19 protein-coding genes are annotated in these 19,559 nt (G+C 39.7%); 13 read left to right on the top strand and 6 right to left on the bottom strand.

Annotation, left to right across the window (positions count from 1 at the left end; translation table 11 throughout):
• Nucleotides 1-6: 6 nt before the first annotated feature.
• A complete protein-coding gene (locus R2S10_RS09015) occupies nt 7-597 on the top strand; it encodes a DUF502 domain-containing protein (RefSeq protein ID WP_316840123.1) in 591 nt (196 codons plus the stop codon).
• A gap of 185 nt (nt 598-782) precedes the next feature.
• Here the strand turns inward: R2S10_RS09015 and R2S10_RS09010 are convergent, their stop codons facing one another.
• Nucleotides 783-1,490 carry a TIGR00730 family Rossman fold protein gene (locus R2S10_RS09010; RefSeq protein WP_316840122.1) on the bottom strand — a complete coding sequence of 236 codons (708 nt, stop codon included), beginning with the start codon at nt 1,488-1,490 and terminating at the stop codon, nt 783-785.
• Nucleotides 1,491-1,508: 18 nt separating this feature from the next.
• Nucleotides 1,509-3,017, bottom strand: a complete 1,509-nt coding sequence (locus R2S10_RS09005) for a sodium:solute symporter (protein ID WP_316840121.1) — start codon at nt 3,015-3,017, stop codon at nt 1,509-1,511.
• A 78-nt stretch (nt 3,018-3,095) separates the two neighbouring features.
• Between R2S10_RS09005 and recR the strand changes: the two genes are divergently transcribed.
• From recR to trpA, 7 genes are all read left to right on the top strand, one after another.
• Entirely contained in the window at nt 3,096-3,713 is a 618-nt protein-coding gene (gene recR / locus R2S10_RS09000) for a recombination mediator RecR (RefSeq protein WP_316840120.1), read from the top strand.
• Nucleotides 3,714-3,718: 5 nt separating this feature from the next.
• Nucleotides 3,719-4,534, top strand: a complete 816-nt coding sequence (locus R2S10_RS08995; protein ID WP_316840119.1) for an SDR family oxidoreductase — start codon at nt 3,719-3,721, stop codon at nt 4,532-4,534.
• Nucleotides 4,535-4,559: 25 nt separating this feature from the next.
• On the top strand, nt 4,560-5,402 hold the full coding sequence (locus R2S10_RS08990) for an alpha/beta hydrolase (RefSeq protein WP_316840118.1): 843 nt from the start codon (nt 4,560-4,562) through the stop codon (nt 5,400-5,402).
• Nucleotides 5,403-5,679: 277 nt separating this feature from the next.
• Entirely contained in the window at nt 5,680-6,666 is a 987-nt protein-coding gene (gene trpD, locus R2S10_RS08985) for an anthranilate phosphoribosyltransferase (protein WP_316840117.1), read from the top strand.
• Nucleotides 6,666-7,322, top strand: coding sequence for a phosphoribosylanthranilate isomerase (locus R2S10_RS08980; RefSeq protein WP_316840116.1), 657 nt, complete (start codon nt 6,666-6,668; stop codon nt 7,320-7,322). The genes trpD and R2S10_RS08980 overlap by 1 nt, the downstream gene beginning before the upstream one ends.
• Nucleotides 7,323-7,414: 92 nt before the next feature.
• Nucleotides 7,415-8,596 (top strand): tryptophan synthase subunit beta, encoded by a 1,182-nt coding sequence (gene trpB, locus R2S10_RS08975; RefSeq protein ID WP_316840115.1) that lies wholly within the window; start codon nt 7,415-7,417, stop codon nt 8,594-8,596.
• A gap of 8 nt (nt 8,597-8,604) precedes the next feature.
• Complete coding sequence (trpA, locus tag R2S10_RS08970) at nt 8,605-9,372, top strand: tryptophan synthase subunit alpha (RefSeq protein WP_316840114.1); 768 nt, start codon at nt 8,605-8,607, stop codon at nt 9,370-9,372.
• Here the strand turns inward: trpA and nhaA are convergent.
• Nucleotides 9,362-10,543, bottom strand: a complete 1,182-nt coding sequence (gene nhaA, locus R2S10_RS08965; protein WP_316840113.1) for a Na+/H+ antiporter NhaA — start codon at nt 10,541-10,543, stop codon at nt 9,362-9,364. The two genes, trpA and nhaA, sit on opposite strands and share 11 nt — an antisense overlap.
• Nucleotides 10,544-10,582: 39 nt before the next feature.
• On the bottom strand, nt 10,583-11,203 hold the full coding sequence (locus R2S10_RS08960) for an L-threonylcarbamoyladenylate synthase (RefSeq protein ID WP_316840112.1): 621 nt from the start codon (nt 11,201-11,203) through the stop codon (nt 10,583-10,585).
• A gap of 77 nt (nt 11,204-11,280) precedes the next feature.
• Here R2S10_RS08960 and R2S10_RS08955 point away from each other — a divergent pair, with 77 nt between their 5' ends.
• The gene (locus R2S10_RS08955) at nt 11,281-12,945 is read left to right on the top strand and encodes an FMN-binding glutamate synthase family protein (protein ID WP_316840111.1); all 1,665 of its coding nucleotides are present in this window, start codon (nt 11,281-11,283) and stop codon (nt 12,943-12,945) included.
• Between the two features lie 80 nt (nt 12,946-13,025).
• On the opposite strand, the gene asnS is transcribed toward R2S10_RS08955, so the two are convergent.
• Complete coding sequence (gene asnS / locus R2S10_RS08950) at nt 13,026-14,474, bottom strand: asparagine--tRNA ligase (protein ID WP_316840110.1); 1,449 nt, start codon at nt 14,472-14,474, stop codon at nt 13,026-13,028.
• A 143-nt stretch (nt 14,475-14,617) separates the two neighbouring features.
• Here asnS and R2S10_RS08945 point away from each other — a divergent pair, with 143 nt between their 5' ends.
• Complete coding sequence (locus R2S10_RS08945) at nt 14,618-15,952, top strand: HAMP domain-containing sensor histidine kinase (RefSeq protein ID WP_316840109.1); 1,335 nt, start codon at nt 14,618-14,620, stop codon at nt 15,950-15,952.
• 467 nt (nt 15,953-16,419) lie between these two features.
• Here the strand turns inward: R2S10_RS08945 and sucC are convergent, their stop codons facing one another.
• Nucleotides 16,420-17,610, bottom strand: a complete 1,191-nt coding sequence (gene sucC / locus R2S10_RS08940) for an ADP-forming succinate--CoA ligase subunit beta (protein ID WP_316840108.1) — start codon at nt 17,608-17,610, stop codon at nt 16,420-16,422.
• 65 nt (nt 17,611-17,675) lie between these two features.
• On the opposite strand from sucC, the gene R2S10_RS08935 reads away from it, so the two are divergent.
• Genes R2S10_RS08935 through R2S10_RS08925 form a run of 3 tightly spaced genes read left to right on the top strand, consistent with a single transcriptional unit; the run spans nt 17,676 to nt 19,507 of the window.
• On the top strand, nt 17,676-18,326 hold the full coding sequence (locus R2S10_RS08935; RefSeq protein ID WP_316840107.1) for an ABC transporter ATP-binding protein: 651 nt from the start codon (nt 17,676-17,678) through the stop codon (nt 18,324-18,326).
• A 52-nt stretch (nt 18,327-18,378) separates the two neighbouring features.
• Nucleotides 18,379-18,876: a hypothetical protein gene (locus R2S10_RS08930; RefSeq protein WP_316840106.1), complete on the top strand. Its 498-nt coding sequence runs from the start codon at nt 18,379-18,381 to the stop codon at nt 18,874-18,876.
• A 13-nt stretch (nt 18,877-18,889) separates the two neighbouring features.
• Nucleotides 18,890-19,507 carry an HAD family hydrolase gene (locus tag R2S10_RS08925; protein WP_316840105.1) on the top strand — a complete coding sequence of 206 codons (618 nt, stop codon included), beginning with the start codon at nt 18,890-18,892 and terminating at the stop codon, nt 19,505-19,507.
• The last annotated feature ends 52 nt before the right edge of the window (nt 19,508-19,559 follow it).

Below are 19,559 nucleotides of genomic sequence, written 5' to 3'. Positions count from 1 at the left end.
TGCAGCATGAACAGAATTGGTAGGGCCTTATTAAGATACATCATCAAAGGACTCTTAATTGTATTGCCTATTGCGCTAAGTATTTTTATTGTGATCGTTGCTGTAACTACAGTAGACAGCTGGTTAAATGTGAACAATATTCTAGGGGTTGATCCACAAACTGGAGCAAGCAGAAATATCCCAGGACTTGGTTTAGCCTTGGTTGTGGCCATCACATTGGTTGCAGGTGTTTTCGTGACCAATTTTGTAACAGAACCCATGTACAACTGGTTTGCCAGAATCCTGGACAGACTTCCCATTCTTAAATTCATTTACTCTTCCATCAAAGACCTTACAGAAGCTTTTGTAGGAGATGAGAAGAAATTCAATAATCCGGTACTGGTAGAAGTAGAAGGTGATTTAAAACGAATCGGGTTTTTAACGCAAAGCGATCTGACAAACATTGGATTACCTGGAGAGTCTATCGTATATTTTCCCTTTTCTTACTCTTTCGCCGGACAGGTTTATGTAGTGAAAAATGAAAAGATCAAACCTTTAAATATGACCGCTGCCGAGGCTATGAAACTAGTAGTTTCTGGTGGAGTAAGTCATGTCTAAAGCTGAAATAAAGTAATCACCATAAATGTAACTGGTGCTGAAAATGAAAAAAGATAGTTGTTAGCCCGACATTCAAATCTTTTGCCCTTTAGCGAAAGATTTGAGAAGGGGAGCAACTATCTTTTTCATTTTACCTGAGTTCTTACACCAAACCACAGGTCAATTATATAACCAAGCTTTAAAGCCTAGAAATTCGGTTTCAATACATACTTGTCGTAGAATCTGAAAATATGTTCAGCGGCTTCTTCTGCCGTATCTACTAACCTAAACAGGTTCAAATCTTCCGCATGAATATTGTGTTCCTGATGCAACATCGTAGAAGTAATCCAATCTACCAAACCACCCCAGTACTCTTTTCCTACCAATACAATTGGGAATCTGGCAATTTTACCCGTCTGAATCAATGTAATCGCCTCGAAAAGCTCATCCATTGTTCCCATTCCACCAGGTAAAACCACAAAACCTTGTGAGTACTTCATGAACATTACTTTCCTGATGAAGAAGTAATCAAATTCCAGTAGTTTGTTGTGGTCAATATATTTATTGTGAAACTGTTCAAAAGGAAGGTCAATGTTTAATCCTACAGACTTTCCTCCGTTCATGTGTGCGCCTTTATTTCCCGCTTCCATAATTCCAGGACCACCACCGGTGATTACTCCATATCCGCGTTCTGTAAGCAACCTGCCACATTCTACAGCAATCTCATAGTATTTATTCGTTTCCGCAGTTCTTGCCGATCCAAAGATGGATACACAAGGACCAATTTTCGCTAATTTCTCAAAGCCGTCTACAAATTCGGCCATAATTTTGAAGATCTGCCAGGAGTCCGTAACTTTTATTTCCTGCCAGTTTTTGTTTTCAAATGCACTTCTAATTTTCTCTTCACTTGTCATTCTATAGCTATTTAAGTCTTAAAATCTGGTTTGTAATTCTGTTTTTTTACTGATCAGTAACAGTCCAATAAAGGTGATCAACCCATTCACGAGGATCAGCTCTACACTAAACGTATATCCGCCAAGTAAGGTGGCAGAATTGGCGTTAAGCAGGTAGCATATCGCTGGTGATAGGATACATACTAAAGGTACTAATTTATCATGAAGTCCTCTTTTCTTCATGAAAAGACCGAAACTATATAAACCAAGTAATGGCCCGTAGGTATAAGAGGCCACCTTGAAGATTCCTTTAACGACAGATTCATCATTTAAAGTATTGAAAACAATGATCACCAGGAACATTAATAGGGAAAATGCCACGTGTACCAAGTGTCTTTTCTTTACGGCCCCAGCTGCATTCGCATTGTTGCCTTTATCCATATGCAGGAAATCTACACAGAAGGAAGTCGTTAAAGCGGTTAATGCAGAGTCTGTTGTGGCAAAAGTTGCGGCGGTTAAGCCCAACATGAATACAATAGCAGGCACAACGCTCAAATGATTAAGTGCAATCTCCGGGAAAAGAAAATCTGTTCTTGGTTTTCCGGTAACATGATCTAAAGGGATCTCTATGCCATTTTTAGTGGCGTAGATGTATAACAAAGCACCAACACTTAGGAAAAAGATGTTCAGGACCACAAAAATCCCTGTGAAAGTAAACATGTTTTTTTGTGCTTCGCCAATGGTTTTCATACTCAGGTTTTTTTGCATCAAATCTTGATCCAAACCAGTCATGGCAATCGTCACAAATACGCCTCCTATAAACTGCTTACTGAAATGGAAGCCGTTTGTCATGAAGTCCTCGTAAAAGAAAATCTTCGAATAACCACTTGTTTTAATGGCTTCGAAAGCCTGAGGGATATTCATGTTCAGACTGCTACAGATAAAATATAGCGTCAGAAAAACTGATAACACCAGGAAGAACGTTTGCAAAGTATCTGTAATGATGATGGTTTTTAGTCCGCCTTTGAAAGTGTATGACCAGATTAATGCCAAAGAAATCAATACGGTTACCCAAAATGGAACGCCATAACTGTCGAAAATAAAGCGCTGTAATACAATAACTACCAGGTATAATCGGAAAGCGGAACCGATGGTTCTGCTGATCAGAAAGATCGATGCTGCGGTTTTATAACTGTAAAAGCCTAACCTCTGTTCGATATAACTATAGATCGAGGTGAGCTTCATTCGATAATACAGGGGGAGCAATACCGTAGCTATAATGATAAATCCGACTGCATTTCCCAATACAAACTGAAAATACTGAAACTGATTACCGGAAGGGGCACCTACTTCTCCTGGAACAGAAATGAAGGTCACACCAGATAAAGCGGTACCAATCATCCCAAAAGCAACCAGATACCATTTTGAATTTCTATTCGCTATAAAAAAGGTAGCATTGTCTGATGATTTTTTGGAAGTAGCAAAGGCAATGATGATCAATAGCAGGAAGTAACCAATCAAAAAAGACAAAAGTATAGCTGGGCTCATAGTATGTTTTTAGCAGCTAAATGTAAGAAAATCAAATTTTAAAAATCAAATAACGGAAGATAAATATAAATTTGTAAAATGAACTTTTCCTCTAAGCTTCTTGAAGACGCTGTCAACGAATTTTCAAAGTTACCGGGAGTCGGACAAAAGACCGCATTACGCTTGGTATTACACCTTTTAAACAAGGAGCAGGAAGAAGTTTCGAACTTTGGAAACTCCATTATCAAGCTTAGACAAGAAATCAAGCATTGTGCCGTTTGTCATAATATCTCGGACCATTTACACTGTGAAATCTGCACCGCTAATAAGCGTGATAAGGAAATCATTTGCGTAGTGGAAGATACCAGAGATGTGATGGCGGTAGAAAATACTTCACAATATTTTGGCGTTTATCATGTGTTAGGCGGATTAATCTCTCCAATGGATGGGATCGGGCCAGCAGATCTTTTTATCGATTCATTAGTGCAACGCGTGGCCACCAGCCCGGTTAAGGAAGTGATTTTGGCCTTGAGTGCAACGATGGAAGGAGATACGACACTTTTCTACCTTTATAAACGTCTTAAAGATTTTCAAATTCCGATTACAGCTATTGCTCGTGGTATCGCTTTTGGTGGCGAATTGGAATATGCAGACGAAATCACTCTGGGTCGCTCTATCATTACAAGAGTACCTTATGAAAACTCATTAATCAAATAATCAGCATGGATTTTAAGAATAAAGTAGTCATCATTACCGGTGCATCTTCCGGTATAGGGAAGGCTTGTGCCGAAGAATTTGCCAAGCGTGGTGCAAATCTGGTACTGGCTGCCAGACAATATGTGACCCTTTGCGAAGTTACAGCAGATTTAGAAAGTAAATATGGCATTCGTGCGGTTGCTGTACAAGCAGATGTGAGCAAAGAACAGGATTGTGAAGAACTGACTAAGCAAGCCATACTCAGCTTTGGTAAAATTGATATCCTGGTGAATAACGCCGGACTATCCATGCGCGCTTTATTCAATGACCTTGACCTTACCGTATTGAAAAACCTGATGGATGTGAACTTCTGGGGAACGGTATATTGTACAAAATATGCATTACCGGAGATTTTGAAAACCAAAGGCAGTGTAATTAGCGTATCTTCTATTGCAGGTTACCGCGGATTACCAGGACGTACTGGTTATTCAGCTTCAAAATTTGCGATGAATGGATTTATGGAAGCTTTAAGAACAGAATTGTTAAAAACAGGAGTACACATTATGGTGGCTTGTCCTGGTTTTACGGCTTCAAACATCCGTGTTACGGCATTGGCAAAAGATGGTCTGGCACATGGAGAAACCAGTATGGAAGAAGGTAAAATGATGACTGCCGATGAAGTGGCTAATCGTATTGTGGATGGTATTGCTGCAAGAAAACGCACGCTGATTATGACAGGACAAGGGAAGTTGACCGTTTGGATCAATAAGCTGTTGCCTGCATTGGCAGATAAATTGGTATTCAACCATTTTACAAAAGAGAAGAACGCTTTGATTAAGTAAGGAACGATTGATCAAATAAAAAGATATGAAAACCAGGTTATTATTCATGATAGTCGCTTTCATCGGACAAGTATTTACTTCTGCTGCCCAGGTTAAGGTAGCGAAGGATATCGATTACGGTAAAGAGCCGGGCAAGATCAGTAACCAGTTAAATATCTTTTATCCGGAAGATACCCTTGCTAAAAAAGGAGTGATTGTCTTTATTCATGGTGGATCATGGAGCGGTGGTAAAAAGGAAACGTATTGGTGGTTGGGCAGAAACCTGGCGAGAAAGGGATTGGTGGCAGTAATGATCAATTACGGTCTGGCTCCTGATCAGCAATATGCGCAAATGGCTGCCGATTGTGCTACTGCGGTTACCTGGGTATCGGAACATATTGGTAATTACGGGGGAGATCCTAACCGGATATTCCTGATGGGACATTCGGCCGGTGGCCACCTTGCGGAGTTGATCAATTCAGATTCGCAATACCTGAATGCAGCTGGATTTAAAGCTGAAATTAAGGGCCTGATTTTAAATGATGCTTTTGGCTTGGATATGAATGAGTATATGAGCGCAGCCGAGCATGATGCCAATTATTATAATTTCCTTCGAACCTTTACGGAAAATCCAGAAGTGTGGACTAAAGCATCACCTCTAACCTATGTGCAGCAGATAAAAAATCCGCACCTGATTTTTTACGGTGGAAAAACTTATCCAGCCATACAATTGCAATCGGAACGCCTTAAAAAGCAATTAACCGAGCAACAGATTCCCAATTCAATACAAGTGATCAAGGGTAAGAAACACGTGGGGATGATCAGTCAGATGGTATTGGGAAGCAATCAATTGTATCAAAAGATACTTGATTTTGTCGCCCAGTATTAGTCTTGCTTTTGTGCTAATCGGTTGACTTACAAAATGAAAATCATCATTTGATTGGTATTCCGGCTTAAATAGTGTCCTATTTCTTTAATTTTTCAAGAAAAATTTTGCAATTATTAAAAACTATTCCATCTTTGCTTCAGATGATACAAACAAACGGACTTAATCTTTGGTGGTGGCACAACGCAATAGCGTAGTGTAACCCCCTATTTGAACGTTTTATTTACATAAAAATATTTTGAGGGTTGCTTTTTAAGCAACCTTTTTTGTTTTATACCCCATGAAGAAAATACTAAACCACTTATTTGAAAATAAGACCTTCAGCAGAGCTGAGGCACAGAAGATATTGACGGCTATTGCTTTAGGTGAGTTTAATACTTCACAGATTGCAGCCTTTATCACTGCTTACGGGATGCGTAACATTACAGTAGAAGAACTACAGGGATTCAGAGATGCCATGTTGGACTTATGTGTAAAGCTTGACTTTTCGGATTTTGAACTGATCGATCTTTGCGGTACTGGTGGTGATGGAAAAGATACTTTTAACATCTCCACTCTTGCTTCTTTTGTGGTTGCCGGAACAGGAAATAAAGTAGCAAAACATGGTAATTATGGCGTGTCTTCAGGCTGCGGTTCTTCTAACGTAATCGAATACCTGGGTTATCAGTTTACGAGCGATCCTGATACCTTAAAGAGAAATCTGGATACTTCAGGAATTTGCTTTATTCATGCCCCATTGTTTAACCCGGCGATGAAAACTGTTGCTCCAATTCGTAAAGAACTGGGAGTGAAAACATTCTTCAATATGCTTGGGCCGATGTGTAATCCGGCGCAGCCGAAAAACCAATTGGTAGGTGTGTTTAGTCTGGAATTAGCGCGTTTGTATGCTTATTTATATCAGGATACTGATAAGAATTATACGATTCTACATGCAGTAAATGGCTTTGATGAAGTTTCATTGACCTGCGACTATAAAATATTCAGTAAAAAAGGAGAAGCTTTAGTAAAAGTAGCGGATATCGGTTTTGAAGAGATGGACGAGTCGTTGATTAAAGGTGGTGATACGGTTGCTTCTTCGGCGGAGATCTTTATGAACGTATTAAACGGACAGGGAACAGATGCACAACACAATGTGGTCTTGTGTAATGCTGCCCTGGCTTTACAAACGATCGACGATACCAAATCTTTTGCCGATTGCTTTTATGAAGCAGAAGAATCGCTGTTTAACAAAAGCGCATTGAAATGCTTTAAAAGTCTGGTAGGGTAATGAGTCATCCACTGTTAAAAGTATGTGGGATGCTCCATCCGGAAAATATCATGGAGCTGGCTGCTTTGCAACCGGATTATCTGGGCTTTATCTTTTATAAAGGTTCTAAAAGATATGCCGGGGAAGTTTTACCAGAAGTTTTGGAGCGCTTACCGGAACAGATAAAGAAGACAGGTGTATTCGTGAATGAAACCATTGATACCGTACTCCAGCTGGTTCAGAAATATCCTTTAAATGCCTTGCAATTACATGGTTCAGAAAGCCCTGAATATTGTACTACATTGAAATTGAGGTTACAGGAGCATTCAGGAGCAGGAGTGAAATTGATTAAAGCATTTGGTGTCAATGATACTTTTGATTTTTACCAGCTAAACGCTTATGTGGGCTTGGTTGATTACTTTTTGTTTGACACCCAAACCCCGGATCATGGTGGCTCTGGTCGCCAGTTTGATTGGCAGTTACTGGCTAAATATACATTGGATGTCCCTTATTTTTTAAGTGGCGGAATCGGCGTAGAAAGCGCGGAAATGTTAAACGAAATTGTGGATGAAAGACTATTTGCGATTGATGTGAATAGCAAATTTGAAATAGAACCCGGCTTAAAGGACCTCAGTAAACTGAAAGAATTTATAAGCAAATTAAGAGATCGGAATTAATGTATAAATGATCCTGGAAAAATGCTTTTAAAAGGAGTAACAGGCCATAAAGCGAGCATATCAGGATTAATAAAAGAAATAAGAACAAGATTATGAACTATTTTGTAAACGAAAAGGGATACTTTGGAGATTTTGGAGGAGCATATATCCCTGAAATGCTGTACCCAAATGTAGAGGAACTGAGAACTAAATACCTGGAAATTATTGCAGACGAAGGCTTCCAAAAGGAGTTTCATCAACTGTTAAAAGACTATGTAGGCAGACCTTCGCCCTTATATCTGGCCAAACGCCTCTCGGAAAAATACGGTGCAAACATCTTTTTGAAAAGAGAAGATCTGAACCATACCGGAGCACATAAAATCAACAATACCATCGGTCAGATTTTGGTGGCAGAGCGTTTAGGTAAAAAGCGCATCATTGCAGAAACCGGCGCAGGACAACATGGTGTGGCTACGGCTACTGTATGTGCTTTGCGTGGTCTGGAATGCGTAGTTTATATGGGCGAAATCGACATCGCACGTCAGGCACCTAACGTAGCCAGAATGAAAATGCTGGGTGCAACAGTAGTGTCCGCAACTTCTGGTAGTAAAACATTGAAAGATGCGACTAATGAGGCCATGCGCGACTGGATCAATAATCCGGTAGATACCCATTACATTATCGGTTCTGTAGTTGGCCCGCATCCATATCCTGATATGGTGGCGACTTTCCAATCGATCATTTCTGAAGAAACAAAGAAACAATTAATAGAACAAACTGGTAGCGATCAGGCGGATTACGTATTGGCTTGTGTAGGTGGTGGAAGTAATGCCATGGGCATGTTCTATCATTTCATCAATGATGAAAACGTGAAACTGATCGCGATTGAAGCTGCTGGAAAAGGTGTAGATAGCGGACATTCTGCTGCAACCACTGCTTTAGGTAAAGAAGGCGTATTGCATGGTAGCAGAAGCATCCTGATGCAAACGGAAGATGGACAGGTGATCGAACCTTATTCTGTATCTGCAGGTCTGGATTACCCTGGCGTTGGCCCTCAACACGCACATTTGTTTAAAACCAAAAGAGGTCAGTACGTTTCAGTAACTGATGATGAGGCTTTACAGGCAGGTTTGTTGTTGACTAAGTTGGAAGGCATTATTCCGGCAATTGAAAGTGCCCACGCTTTAGCGTATTTAGAGAAAATGGAGTTTACAGGTAAGGAAAATGTTGTGATTTGTTTGTCTGGTAGGGGCGACAAAGACATGGATACCTATATGAAGTATTTTGGTTTATAAGAAGAGCAATGAATAGAATTAATAAGTTATTTCAAGAGAAAAAAAATATATTATCCATCTATTATACTGCGGGTTATCCGAAATTAGGGGATACAGTTGCCATTGCAGAAGAGCTGGAGAGATCTGGTGCAGACCTATTGGAAATTGGTTTCCCTTATTCTGATCCTGTTGCAGATGGACCGGTGATTCAGGCCAGCAGTAAAGCGGCATTAGATGCAGGTATGACACTTACAATGTTGTTTGAGCAATTGAAGGACCTGCGTAAAACGGTAAGTATTCCAGTATTGTTGATGGGTTATGTGAATCCTCTATTACAATATGGCGTAGCTAATTTCTGTAAATCATGTGCAGAAGTAGGTGTGGATGGTTGTATCGTTCCCGATCTTCCAATGGCAGAATATGAAGAGTTTTATGCAGGTGATTTTGCAGCACATGGCTTAACAAATATCTTCCTGGTTACCCCTCAAACTGCTCCTGAAAGAATTCAAAAGATCGATAGTTTAAGTAATGGATTCATCTACCTGCTTTCTTCTTCGGCTACAACCGGACAAAATTTAAAGGTGTCTGAAGGTACGGAAGCCTATTTCTCGAGAATCGCAGCCTTGAAGTTAAAGAACCCAACCATGATCGGTTTCGGAATCAGCAGCAAAGAAACCTTTGATAAAGCTTGTCAGTATGCTAACGGAGCCATCATCGGTAGTGCTTTTGTAAAGAACCTCAAAGCCGATGATGTATCCGGTAGTGTGAAAGAATTTATGAAAAATTTTAAGCCGTAACGGCTTTCTTTTTGTTGATTGATTTCAGGTATATAAAACCTGCTAATCCAGCAACTATAGAGGCGCAAAGGATGGCAAATTTAGCCTCCGTAACATGCATCTCGTCGCTGAAAGACAATAGGGAAATAAAGATGGACATGGTAAAACCAATTCCGGCAAGCATACCCAATCCGATGATGTGCTTCCAACCGGATCTGGAAGGTAAGGTTCCTAATTTGAGCTTTACCGCCAGCCATGAAAATAAAGTTACCCCTATTGTTTTTCCGGCAAATAGCCCCAGGATAATTCCCATGCCTAATGGTGAAACCAGTCCCCCAAGCATTTCCTTCTGAAAAGTAATGTTCGTGTTTGCCAAAGCAAAGATGGGCATGATAAAATAGTTAACCGGGCCGTTTAACAGGTGTTCCAGCTTTTCCAGCGGAGATTCTATATTCGTCTTGTTAGTCGGAATGGTGAAAGCCAGTAATACCCCTGCAATAGTCGCGTGAATACCCGAATGGTGGATGAAATACCAAAGGAAAACCCCTGGAATCAGGTAAAAAAATAATGCTTTTAGGTTCAGGTAATTGAATAGGGTTAAGACCGCAAGAACACCTGCTGCCATTAAAAGGTAGTCAAAATGAACCTCATTCGTGTAAAACACCGCAATCACTAGGATGGCACCAAGGTCATCTACAATGGCCAGCGCTGCTAGAAACACCTTTAAAGAGGTAGGAACACTTTTACCCAACATAGAAATGATGGCCAATGCAAAAGCAATATCTGTGGCCATTGGGATACCCCAGCCACTTGCAGTAGGAGTCCCGGCATTAAATACATAATATATTCCCGCAGGAACCAGCATTCCACCTAATGCCGCGATAACTGGTAAAGAAGCTTTCTTCAGCGAAGACAATTCTCCCTCCAATAGTTCTCTTTTGATTTCCAAACCTACCAGCAGGAAAAATACAGCCATTAAAGCATCATTAATCCATGCAGAGACCGTATAAGATATACTGCTACTGCCAAAGTTGAATCCTAATTCGGTCGTCAGCAGATTTGCAAATCCTGTACTAAAAGAAGAGTTTGCGATAAATAAAGAGATAGCCACACAAACCAAAAGGATGATCCCCCCAATTTGTCCGGAACGGAAAAAATCCCTGAATGCTTGTAAATTTAATAGTTTCGCCATGTGCTAAAGATAACATTCAAGGGGGAGTTAGGCAACAGCTTAAAGGAAACTTTCCAGGTCGCCTTTTCCTTCACGAATGATTTCAAATGTACCGGAAGTACAATCTACTACTGTAGAAGGTTCATTATCACCGTATCCACCATCAATCACCAGGTCTACACTATCTTCGTATTTTTCATGAATTAATTCAGGATCTGTAGAATATTCAATCACCTCATCATCGTCTCTAATGGAGGTTGATAAGATTGGATTTCCTAATAGTTTTACAATTTCTCTGGCAATGTCGTTGTCTGGTACCCTGATGCCGACTGTTTTCTTTTTAGAACTCAACAGCTTTGGTACATTATTACTCGCATTAAAAATGAAAGTAAAAGGACCTGGAAGGGCTTTCTTCAAGACCCTGAATGTAGTTGTGTCAATTGGTTTTATAAAATCTGAGATGTGTCTCAGATCAGAGCATATGAAAGAGAAATTGGCCTTTTCAGGTTTGATGCCACGTAATCGACAAATTTTCTCTACTGCTTTTTGATTGGTAATGTCGCAACCCAATCCATAAATGGTATCGGTAGGATAGATGATGATGCCTCCTTTTTTCAAGACTTCAACAACTTCTTCAATTGCCTTAGGATTTGGGTTTTCAGGATAGATTTTTATAAGCATATGTAAATTTACAAAATCTTTATACCGATTCCGGATTATTATTGTTGTATTGGTATGTTTTCATTAAATTATCCTTTATGAGAAAAGCTTTTATCGCAATTGCTGCATTTTTGGTGAGTGCTACGCTGATGATCAGCTTCGCCTGGCCACCCTTCTATTGGGCATTTATATTTATCGGCCCAATCATTCTGCTCGGAATTTATGATTTATATCAGCCCAAGCACAGTATCGTCAGAAATTACCCCGTGTTGGGTAGGTTAAGGTATCTGGCCGAGGACCTCCGACCGAAGGTATACCAGTATTTTGTAGAAAGCGATACGAATGGAAAACCTTTCAGCAGGTTAAACCGCTCGCTCATTTACCAGCGGGCAAAGCGTGAAAATGATACCATTCCTTTTGGAACGCAGCTCGATGTCTATGAAAATGGATATGAATGGTTGAGCCATAGTATTGCGGCAATCAGTCATATGGAGTTAAATGAAGACCCAAGGGTGCTGGTAGGTGGTCCGGAATGCAAGCAGCCTTATTCTGCCAGTATCTATAACATATCAGCAATGAGTTTTGGTTCTTTGAGTCAAAACGCAATTCTGGCTTTAAATGGTGGCGCAAAATTGGGAAACTTTGCCCATAATACCGGAGAAGGCGGTATCAGTGACTACCATGCAAACCCAGGTGGAGATTTGATCTGGCAGATTGGGACCGGTTATTTTGGCTGCCGACACCATGATGGAACCTTTAATTTTGAAGCTTTCGGAGAAAAAGCACAATCAGATCAGGTTAAGATGATTGAGATCAAGCTTTCTCAGGGAGCTAAACCGGGTCATGGGGGCATATTGCCGGCAAAGAAGGTAACCCCGGAAATCGCCAGAATCCGATTGGTAAAAGAGGGTTTTGATGTGATCTCACCACCTGCCCATTCGGCTTTTAAAACCCCTTTGGAACTGGTTGATTTTGTACAGAAATTAAGGGATCTATCCGGAGGGAAACCAATAGGTTTTAAACTGTGTATTGGCAGAAGGAGCGAGTTCTTTGCCATTTGTAAAGCCATGTCTGAAACCGGAATCTATGTTGATTTTATCACAGTAGATGGGGGAGAAGGTGGTACCGGAGCAGCACCACAGGAGTTTTCAAATGCAGTGGGAATGCCTTTAAGAGAAGGGGTTGCTTTTGTGTATGATGTACTCAGCGGATTTAATTTAAAACAACATATTAAGATCATTGCTTCCGGGAAAGTAGCTTCCGGCTTTGATCTGATAAAGAATATCGCATTGGGTGCAGATTTATGTAACTCAGCAAGGGGAATGATGTTTGCCTTAGGTTGTATTCAGGCGCTTGAATGTAACAGCAACACGTGTCCAACCGGGGTAGCCACTCAGGATCCGAGTTTGATGAAGGGATTGGTGGTAGAAGATAAAAAGGTACGGGTGCATAATTTCCACAAGTATACTGTTGGCAGTGCGGTAGAGCTGCTTGGAGCTGCGGGATTGCACCATCCATATCAACTCACCAGAGCTTATATCAACAGAAGAATTGCGCCGAATGTGATGCAGTCGTACATGGAAACATTTCCTTATATCCCGGAAGGGAGTTTATTGAAAACACCTTATCCATTGCGTTTTGAATTGGGAATGGCTTTAAGTACTTCCAGCAGTTTTAACCCTACAGATTACAAAGTCTCTCTTGTGGATTATGCACATGCGAACTCTTTTAATGATAACCTTCCTCCATCAGGACAAAGCTAAAGGGGGCTCAAGTAAATAAATAGAAAAGGCCAGGATTCTTGAAAAATCCCGGCCTTTTCTATATAATATAGATTCCTAACTTAAAATTCTGCGTTTCTTGGGAAACGAGGGAAAGCGATTACATCTCTGATATTGGTCATACCACTCACAAAAAGTACCAGTCTTTCGAAACCTAATCCGAAACCTGAGTGTGGTGCTGATCCAAAACGACGGGTGTCTAAAAACCACCACAGTTCTTCCTGAGGGATATTTAGCTCTTCCATTCTTTGAGTCAGTTTATCTAAACGTTCTTCTCTTTGAGAACCACCGATCATTTCACCGATACCAGGGAAAAGAATGTCCATAGCGGCCACTGTTTTTCTACCTTGAGCATCAGGCTCATTTTGACGCATGTAGAACGACTTAATATCTGCCGGGTAATCAGTTAAGATTACTGGTTTTTTGAAGTGTTTCTCTACTAAATAACGTTCGTGTTCTGATTGTAAGTCTGCACCCCATTCATCAATAAGATACTTGAATTGTTTCTTTTGATTTGGTTTAGAAGACTTTAAAATCGCGATGGCTTCTGTATAAGTTAAACGCTCGAAATCATTGTTTAAGCAGAAGTTTAACTTGTCAATCAATGACAATTCACTACGCTCATTCTGAGGTTTAGTCTTTTCTTCTTCCAGTAAACGGTTGTTTAGGAAGTCGATTTCTTCTTTACAGTTTTCTAAAGCATATTGGATGACATACTTCATCATGTCTTCTGCCAGTTGCATGTTGTCTTCAAGGTCTGCGAAAGCAACCTCTGGTTCAATCATCCAAAATTCGGCAAGGTGACGTGTAGTATTGGAGTTTTCAGCTCTGAAAGTAGGGCCAAAAGTATAAATCTGTCCAAAAGCCATTGCCGCTAATTCGCCTTCTAGCTGTCCGGAAACAGTAAGGTTAGTGGCACGGGCAAAGAAATCCTGAGAAAAATCTACTTTACCATCTTCTGTTTTTGGAGGATTATCCAAATCTAAGGTGGTTACTTTAAACATCTCACCAGCACCTTCTGCATCAGAAGCGGTAATGATAGGGGTATGCATATAAGTAAAACCTCTGTCATTGTAGAACTGATGAATAGCAAAAGCTAAAGCATGACGCAATTTGAAAACCGCATTAAAGGTATTGGTACGGAAACGTAAATGAGCGATTTCTCTTAAAAACTCTAAACTATGTTTTTTAGGTTGTAATGGGAATTTCTCCGGATCACTGTCTCCTAATATTTCAATAGAATTCGCTTTAATATCAACTCTCTGACCTTTACCAACAGATTCTACGATGATACCAGTTACTGCAATAGCAGCGCCGGTAGTGATGCGTTTCAATAAATCTTCAGGGGTATTATTAAAGTCAACAACAATCTGGATATTTCCCATGCAGGAACCATCATTGATAGCAATAAACTGATTGTTGCGGAAAGTACGCACCCAACCCATCACTGTTACTTCTCTGTCGAACTGCTCTGTTTCTAACAGGCTTTTTACTTTTTCTCTTTTGATCATGATTTTATTGTGGAGAGGTTCAAAAATAAGGATTTAATCAATAAACCAAGAATGAACGACCTGCTTATCTTCAATTGTAGATTGATTTTTTTTATGTTTCTTATTATATTAAGTTTGCGAAGCGACATCTCAATCATATTAACGTGCAATCAAATCATAATAAATCTTTTTGGCAAAATGCCATTGGTGGTATAGGTGAGTTTTCTTTAGAGGAGCGAATTTTCAATACCACCTGTATATTTGCATTTTTTGCCATGCTGGTAGAGGCACCATATAATTATATAATGGACCTCAAGGCACTAGCAGGGTTATGCTGTGTCTGCATGGTGTTTATTGCAGGGCTATATTACCTCTCCAAAGTAAGACGGAAATCCTCCATCGCCATTACGCTTTTCTGTATGGCCAGTAATGTTACTTTTATTTACTGTTATTTTTACAATTCAGGAATCCTTGGGCCGAATGTATTGCTCTTTGCCCTTTCTTTTTTTATCACGATTACCATCATTCCAAAAACACAGTATAAGTTTTGGGTGCCTGTAAATATTATAGTGGTCTTGTCTGTGTTAACGATAGAATTCTTCTGGCCGAATCTGGCTCCAGATCTTTACCTTAATTCTTTAGCAAAGACCATTGACTTCGCAGTCACCTACCTCGTTTCAACAGTTTTAATATTTATGTCTATCCGTTATATGCGGAGGAATTATGAGTATGAGCGATCATCTGTAGAGCAACGCAACCGGGAGATTGAAGCTCAAAAAGATGAGATCCTATTGCAAAAGGGCTCGCTTGAATACCTGAACAGGGAAAAGGATCGCTTGTTGTCTATTGTGGCTCATGACATCAGGATGCCTTTAAGTTCCATTCAAGGCTATCTGGAAATCCTGAACTCCATAGGACTGGATGAAGAAGAAAAGCAATTGATCGAAGGACAGCTGTTACAGATTACCAGAGATACCTCAGAAATGCTCATGAACCTGCTTTCCTGGTCTAAGACGCAGCTAAAAGGAAGCAATGTACAGTTGAAGGCATTGGATGTAAATGAAGCGCTACAGGGTTGGTTGAAGATAGAGCATGCCATTGCCGTTAAAAAGGGAATTCGTTTGAGGATGCTGACTGCCGGACAACTGCATGTAATGGCCGATCATGACATGTTACACCTGGTCATCAGAAACCTGGTTTCAAATGCCATTAAATTTACCCCGGAGGGTGGAGAGGTGATTGTTTCTACCCGGTACCGGGGAACGGAGGGATTGATCATTATATCCGATAATGGGATCGGAATTACCACCGAAAAGCAGGAAAGCTTATTCCTGCTCAATGCTTCCGCTACTTATGGTACAAACAATGAAAAAGGTATTGGCCTGGGACTGTTGTTGTGTAAGGAGTTTACCGAAAAACAGCAAGGAAATATTTGGTTCGAAAGTGAATTCGATAAAGGTTCTGTTTTTTATGTTTCCTTGCAATTAGAATCTTTTTAGTCTATAATTTTAGTGTTTTTTGGTATTTACTGGTTAATATTTCAATTTTACCTTATTTATTTATATGTTTTTGGTTTTTGTGTGGATAAAATTTCATTTATCATTGATTTTTGATTGAAACATAAAACAGATACATCTATTTAATCTTGATTTTTACCTTTTTCTTGGTTTTTATTCAATTTAACCCTTATTTTTTTATAATTTTTAGTGTTTAATCAATTTTATCACAATATATTTTGAAATAAATTGTGATTTGTGTCTTTAAATTCTATATTTGTGTCAGCTCGTTTAATTTATATTTGGTTAAAGCGGCCTACAGTTGGATGACTGTAGGCCGCTTTTGTTTTTTAAAGGAGTTTGGAGAGGGAGGAGCTGTTTCCTGAGCTTGAAATTGAAAATATAGCCCATAAAAAAAGGCCAATTGAATAAACAATTGACCTTTTAAGATTTTAATTAAGAATTGGTGCTTATGCCAATACTTTAGTTACTAAATCTGCAGCATCTTTCAATGCGATTGCAGAATATACTTTTAATCCTGACTCGTCGATTAACTGTTTCGCTTCCGCGGCATTAGTACCTTGTAAACGACAGATAATTGGAACAGGAATATCACCGATTTCTTTGTAAGCATCGATTACACCTTGAGCAACACGGTCACAACGAACGATACCACCAAAGATATTTATCAGGATAGCTTTCACATTTGGATCCTTAAGGATAATGTTGAAACCTGCTTTTACAGTTTGTGCATTTGCAGTTCCACCTACATCCAGGAAGTTAGCTGGCTCACCACCTGCGATTTTGATGATGTCCATGGTCGCCATTGCTAAACCAGCACCGTTCACCATACAGCCAACGTTACCATCTAATTTCACATAGTTTAAGTTAGACTCACTTGCTTCCACATCTGTTGGATCTTCTTCCAATTTATCACGCATTGCTGCATAATCAGGATGACGGAATAAAGCGTTCTCATCTAAGTCAACTTTAGCATCAACAGCGATGATTTTATCATCAGAAGTTTTCAATACTGGGTTGATCTCAAACATTGCAGAGTCAGTAGCATCATATGCTTTGTAAAGCGCGGTAATAAATTTCACCATGTCTTTGAAAGCAGCACCACTTAATCCTAGATTGAAGGCAATTTTACGAGCCTGGAATCCTTGAAGACCAACTTTAGGGTCAATCTCTTCTTTGAATATTAAATGAGGTGTTTTTTCTGCAACTTCTTCAATATCCATTCCACCTTCGGTAGAATACATAATGATGTTAGTTCCAGTTGAACGGTTTAAAAGCACGCTCACATAGAATTCTTTAGTTTCAGACGCTCCAGGATAATAAACATCCTGTGCAACTAAGATCTTGTTAACTTTCTTTCCTTCCGGGCCAGTTTGAGGAGTTACCAATTGCATACCTAAAATATCGGTAGCTCTTTGTTTCACTTCTTCCAGGTTCTTCGCCAGCTTTACGCCACCGCCTTTACCTCTTCCGCCTGCATGGATTTGTGCTTTAATCACAACCCAATCAGAATTGTAGTCGGTTTTCATTTTTTTAGCCGCTTCTACAGCCTGCTCAACCGTATGGGCAACGACGCCTTCTTGTACGGCTACACCAAAACTTTTAAGTATTTCTTTACCTTGATATTCGTGGATATTCATTTGCTGAAAAAATTTGTCCAAATCTACAATTTCAGATTGGTTTTAAAAACAGTAAGTTTGCATTTATGCTAAAAGCAACAGGTATAAAGAAAGCTTATGGAAATTTACCCATCCTGAAAGGGGTAGATTTTGAGGTAGAAAAGGGAGAAATTGTCAGCATTATCGGCGCTTCCGGTGCGGGTAAAAGCACGCTGCTGCACATTTTGGGTACTTTAGACAAGCCAAATCAGGGAACAGTGGAACTGAAAGGTGTCAAGGTAAGTCAGCTTTCTGGAGAACTACTGAGTGTATTTCGTAACAAAAATATAGGCTTTGTTTTTCAGTTTCATCACCTCTTACCTGAGTTTAGTGCTTTAGAAAATATCTGTATTCCTGCCTTTATCGCGAAAACCAGTAAAAAGGACGCGGAATACCGGGCAATGGAGCTTTTAGAACTCTTAGGATTGAAAGATCGCGCCTCACACAAGCCTAATGAATTGTCGGGAGGAGAGCAGCAAAGGATTGCTGTAGCCAGAGCATTGGTGAACCATCCTGCCATTATCCTGGCAGATGAACCTTCTGGAAACCTGGACTCCGCCAATGCCAATGCTTTACACGAGTTTTTTATCAACCTGCGTGATAATTTTAAACAAACCTTCGTCATCGTAACCCACAATGAAAGTCTGGCAGAAATATCTGACCGGGTAGTCACGATGAAAGACGGATTAATCATATAATATTTTGAGGCTTATGACAGCTTCATAACGATTGAAAGACAATTACATTCCAATGAAAATACTAATTACAGGAGGCAAATCTGCCTCCGCATTAAAGCTATTGAAAGCTTTTGCGAACCACCATATATTACTTGCTGATTACGGAGATATGCCAACGTTTTCTTCGGCAGCTTATCAAATGCATTCTTTAGGCATCAGAAATGATGATACTACCGCGCATACCTTGCTGAACAATTGCCTGGATGAAAATGTAGAAATTCTCCTGCCAATCCACGATTTCGAAATTGAGGCAGTTGCTAAATCAATGGTGTTATTCGAAGAATTTGGGATTAAAGTATTGCTTCCTCAACCAGGAGATTTACCGAAATACCTGAATACGGAAAAACAAACCGGAGATTGGGCATTATACCAGGACGGTGTATTGCAATTTCCCGAAACTGTTTCCGAGGCACAGAAAGAACTAGGACTAAAAGAAAAATTGAATGGCGTGTTTTATACCCTTGATCGTCCTGAAGGTTTAATCCCTGTTTTATTTACCATCAATTCTTAATCATTTTATAGCCATGATGCCTGAGCAATTATTAAAAGATAAACAAGCATTCGTTTTTGATCTGGACAATGTCCTTTATCCTGAAAAAGATTATTTATTGCAGGTTTACTACCTGTTCGCGCAATTTATTGAATACGGTGAGCAATTAAATTCTACAGATATTGTAAAATATATGCAGGAGCAATACCTTGCTCATGGTCCGGAAAATCTATTTGAAAAAACTGCTGCGGAGTTCAAAATCCCAGAGAAATATAAGATGAATTTCGATCTGGTGATGCAAAATGCAAAGCTTCCATTGAAATTGCTGATTTATAATAAAGCCCTTGTATTCCTACAGGAAATTGTTGCCGCTGGTAAGCAAGTATTTTTGTTTGTAGACGGGGACCCTATTATGCAATTAAATAAAATCAGACAAGTTGAATGGAATGGTTTAGAAAAGAACCTGATCGTTTATTTTTCTGAAGAATCTGAACCGAAACCGAGTACACAAGGAATTGAACAGATTCTGGAGCGCCATCATTTAGAGCCAGCTCAGTTGGTTTTGATCGGAGCGAAGGCAGCAGATCAGGAAGCTGCCAAAAAGGCAAAAATTGAATATTTGCCAATAGATTTGATTTTAGAGGGGAAATAGCGAGAAAAGCTTTGATTATCATGCGGTAATCCATTACTATTATTCTATTTTT

The sequence above is a fragment of the Pedobacter gandavensis genome, from assembly GCF_032678745.1.
Taxonomy (GTDB): domain Bacteria; phylum Bacteroidota; class Bacteroidia; order Sphingobacteriales; family Sphingobacteriaceae; genus Pedobacter; species Pedobacter gandavensis_C.
This window is presented reverse-complemented; position numbering and strand designations above follow the sequence as displayed.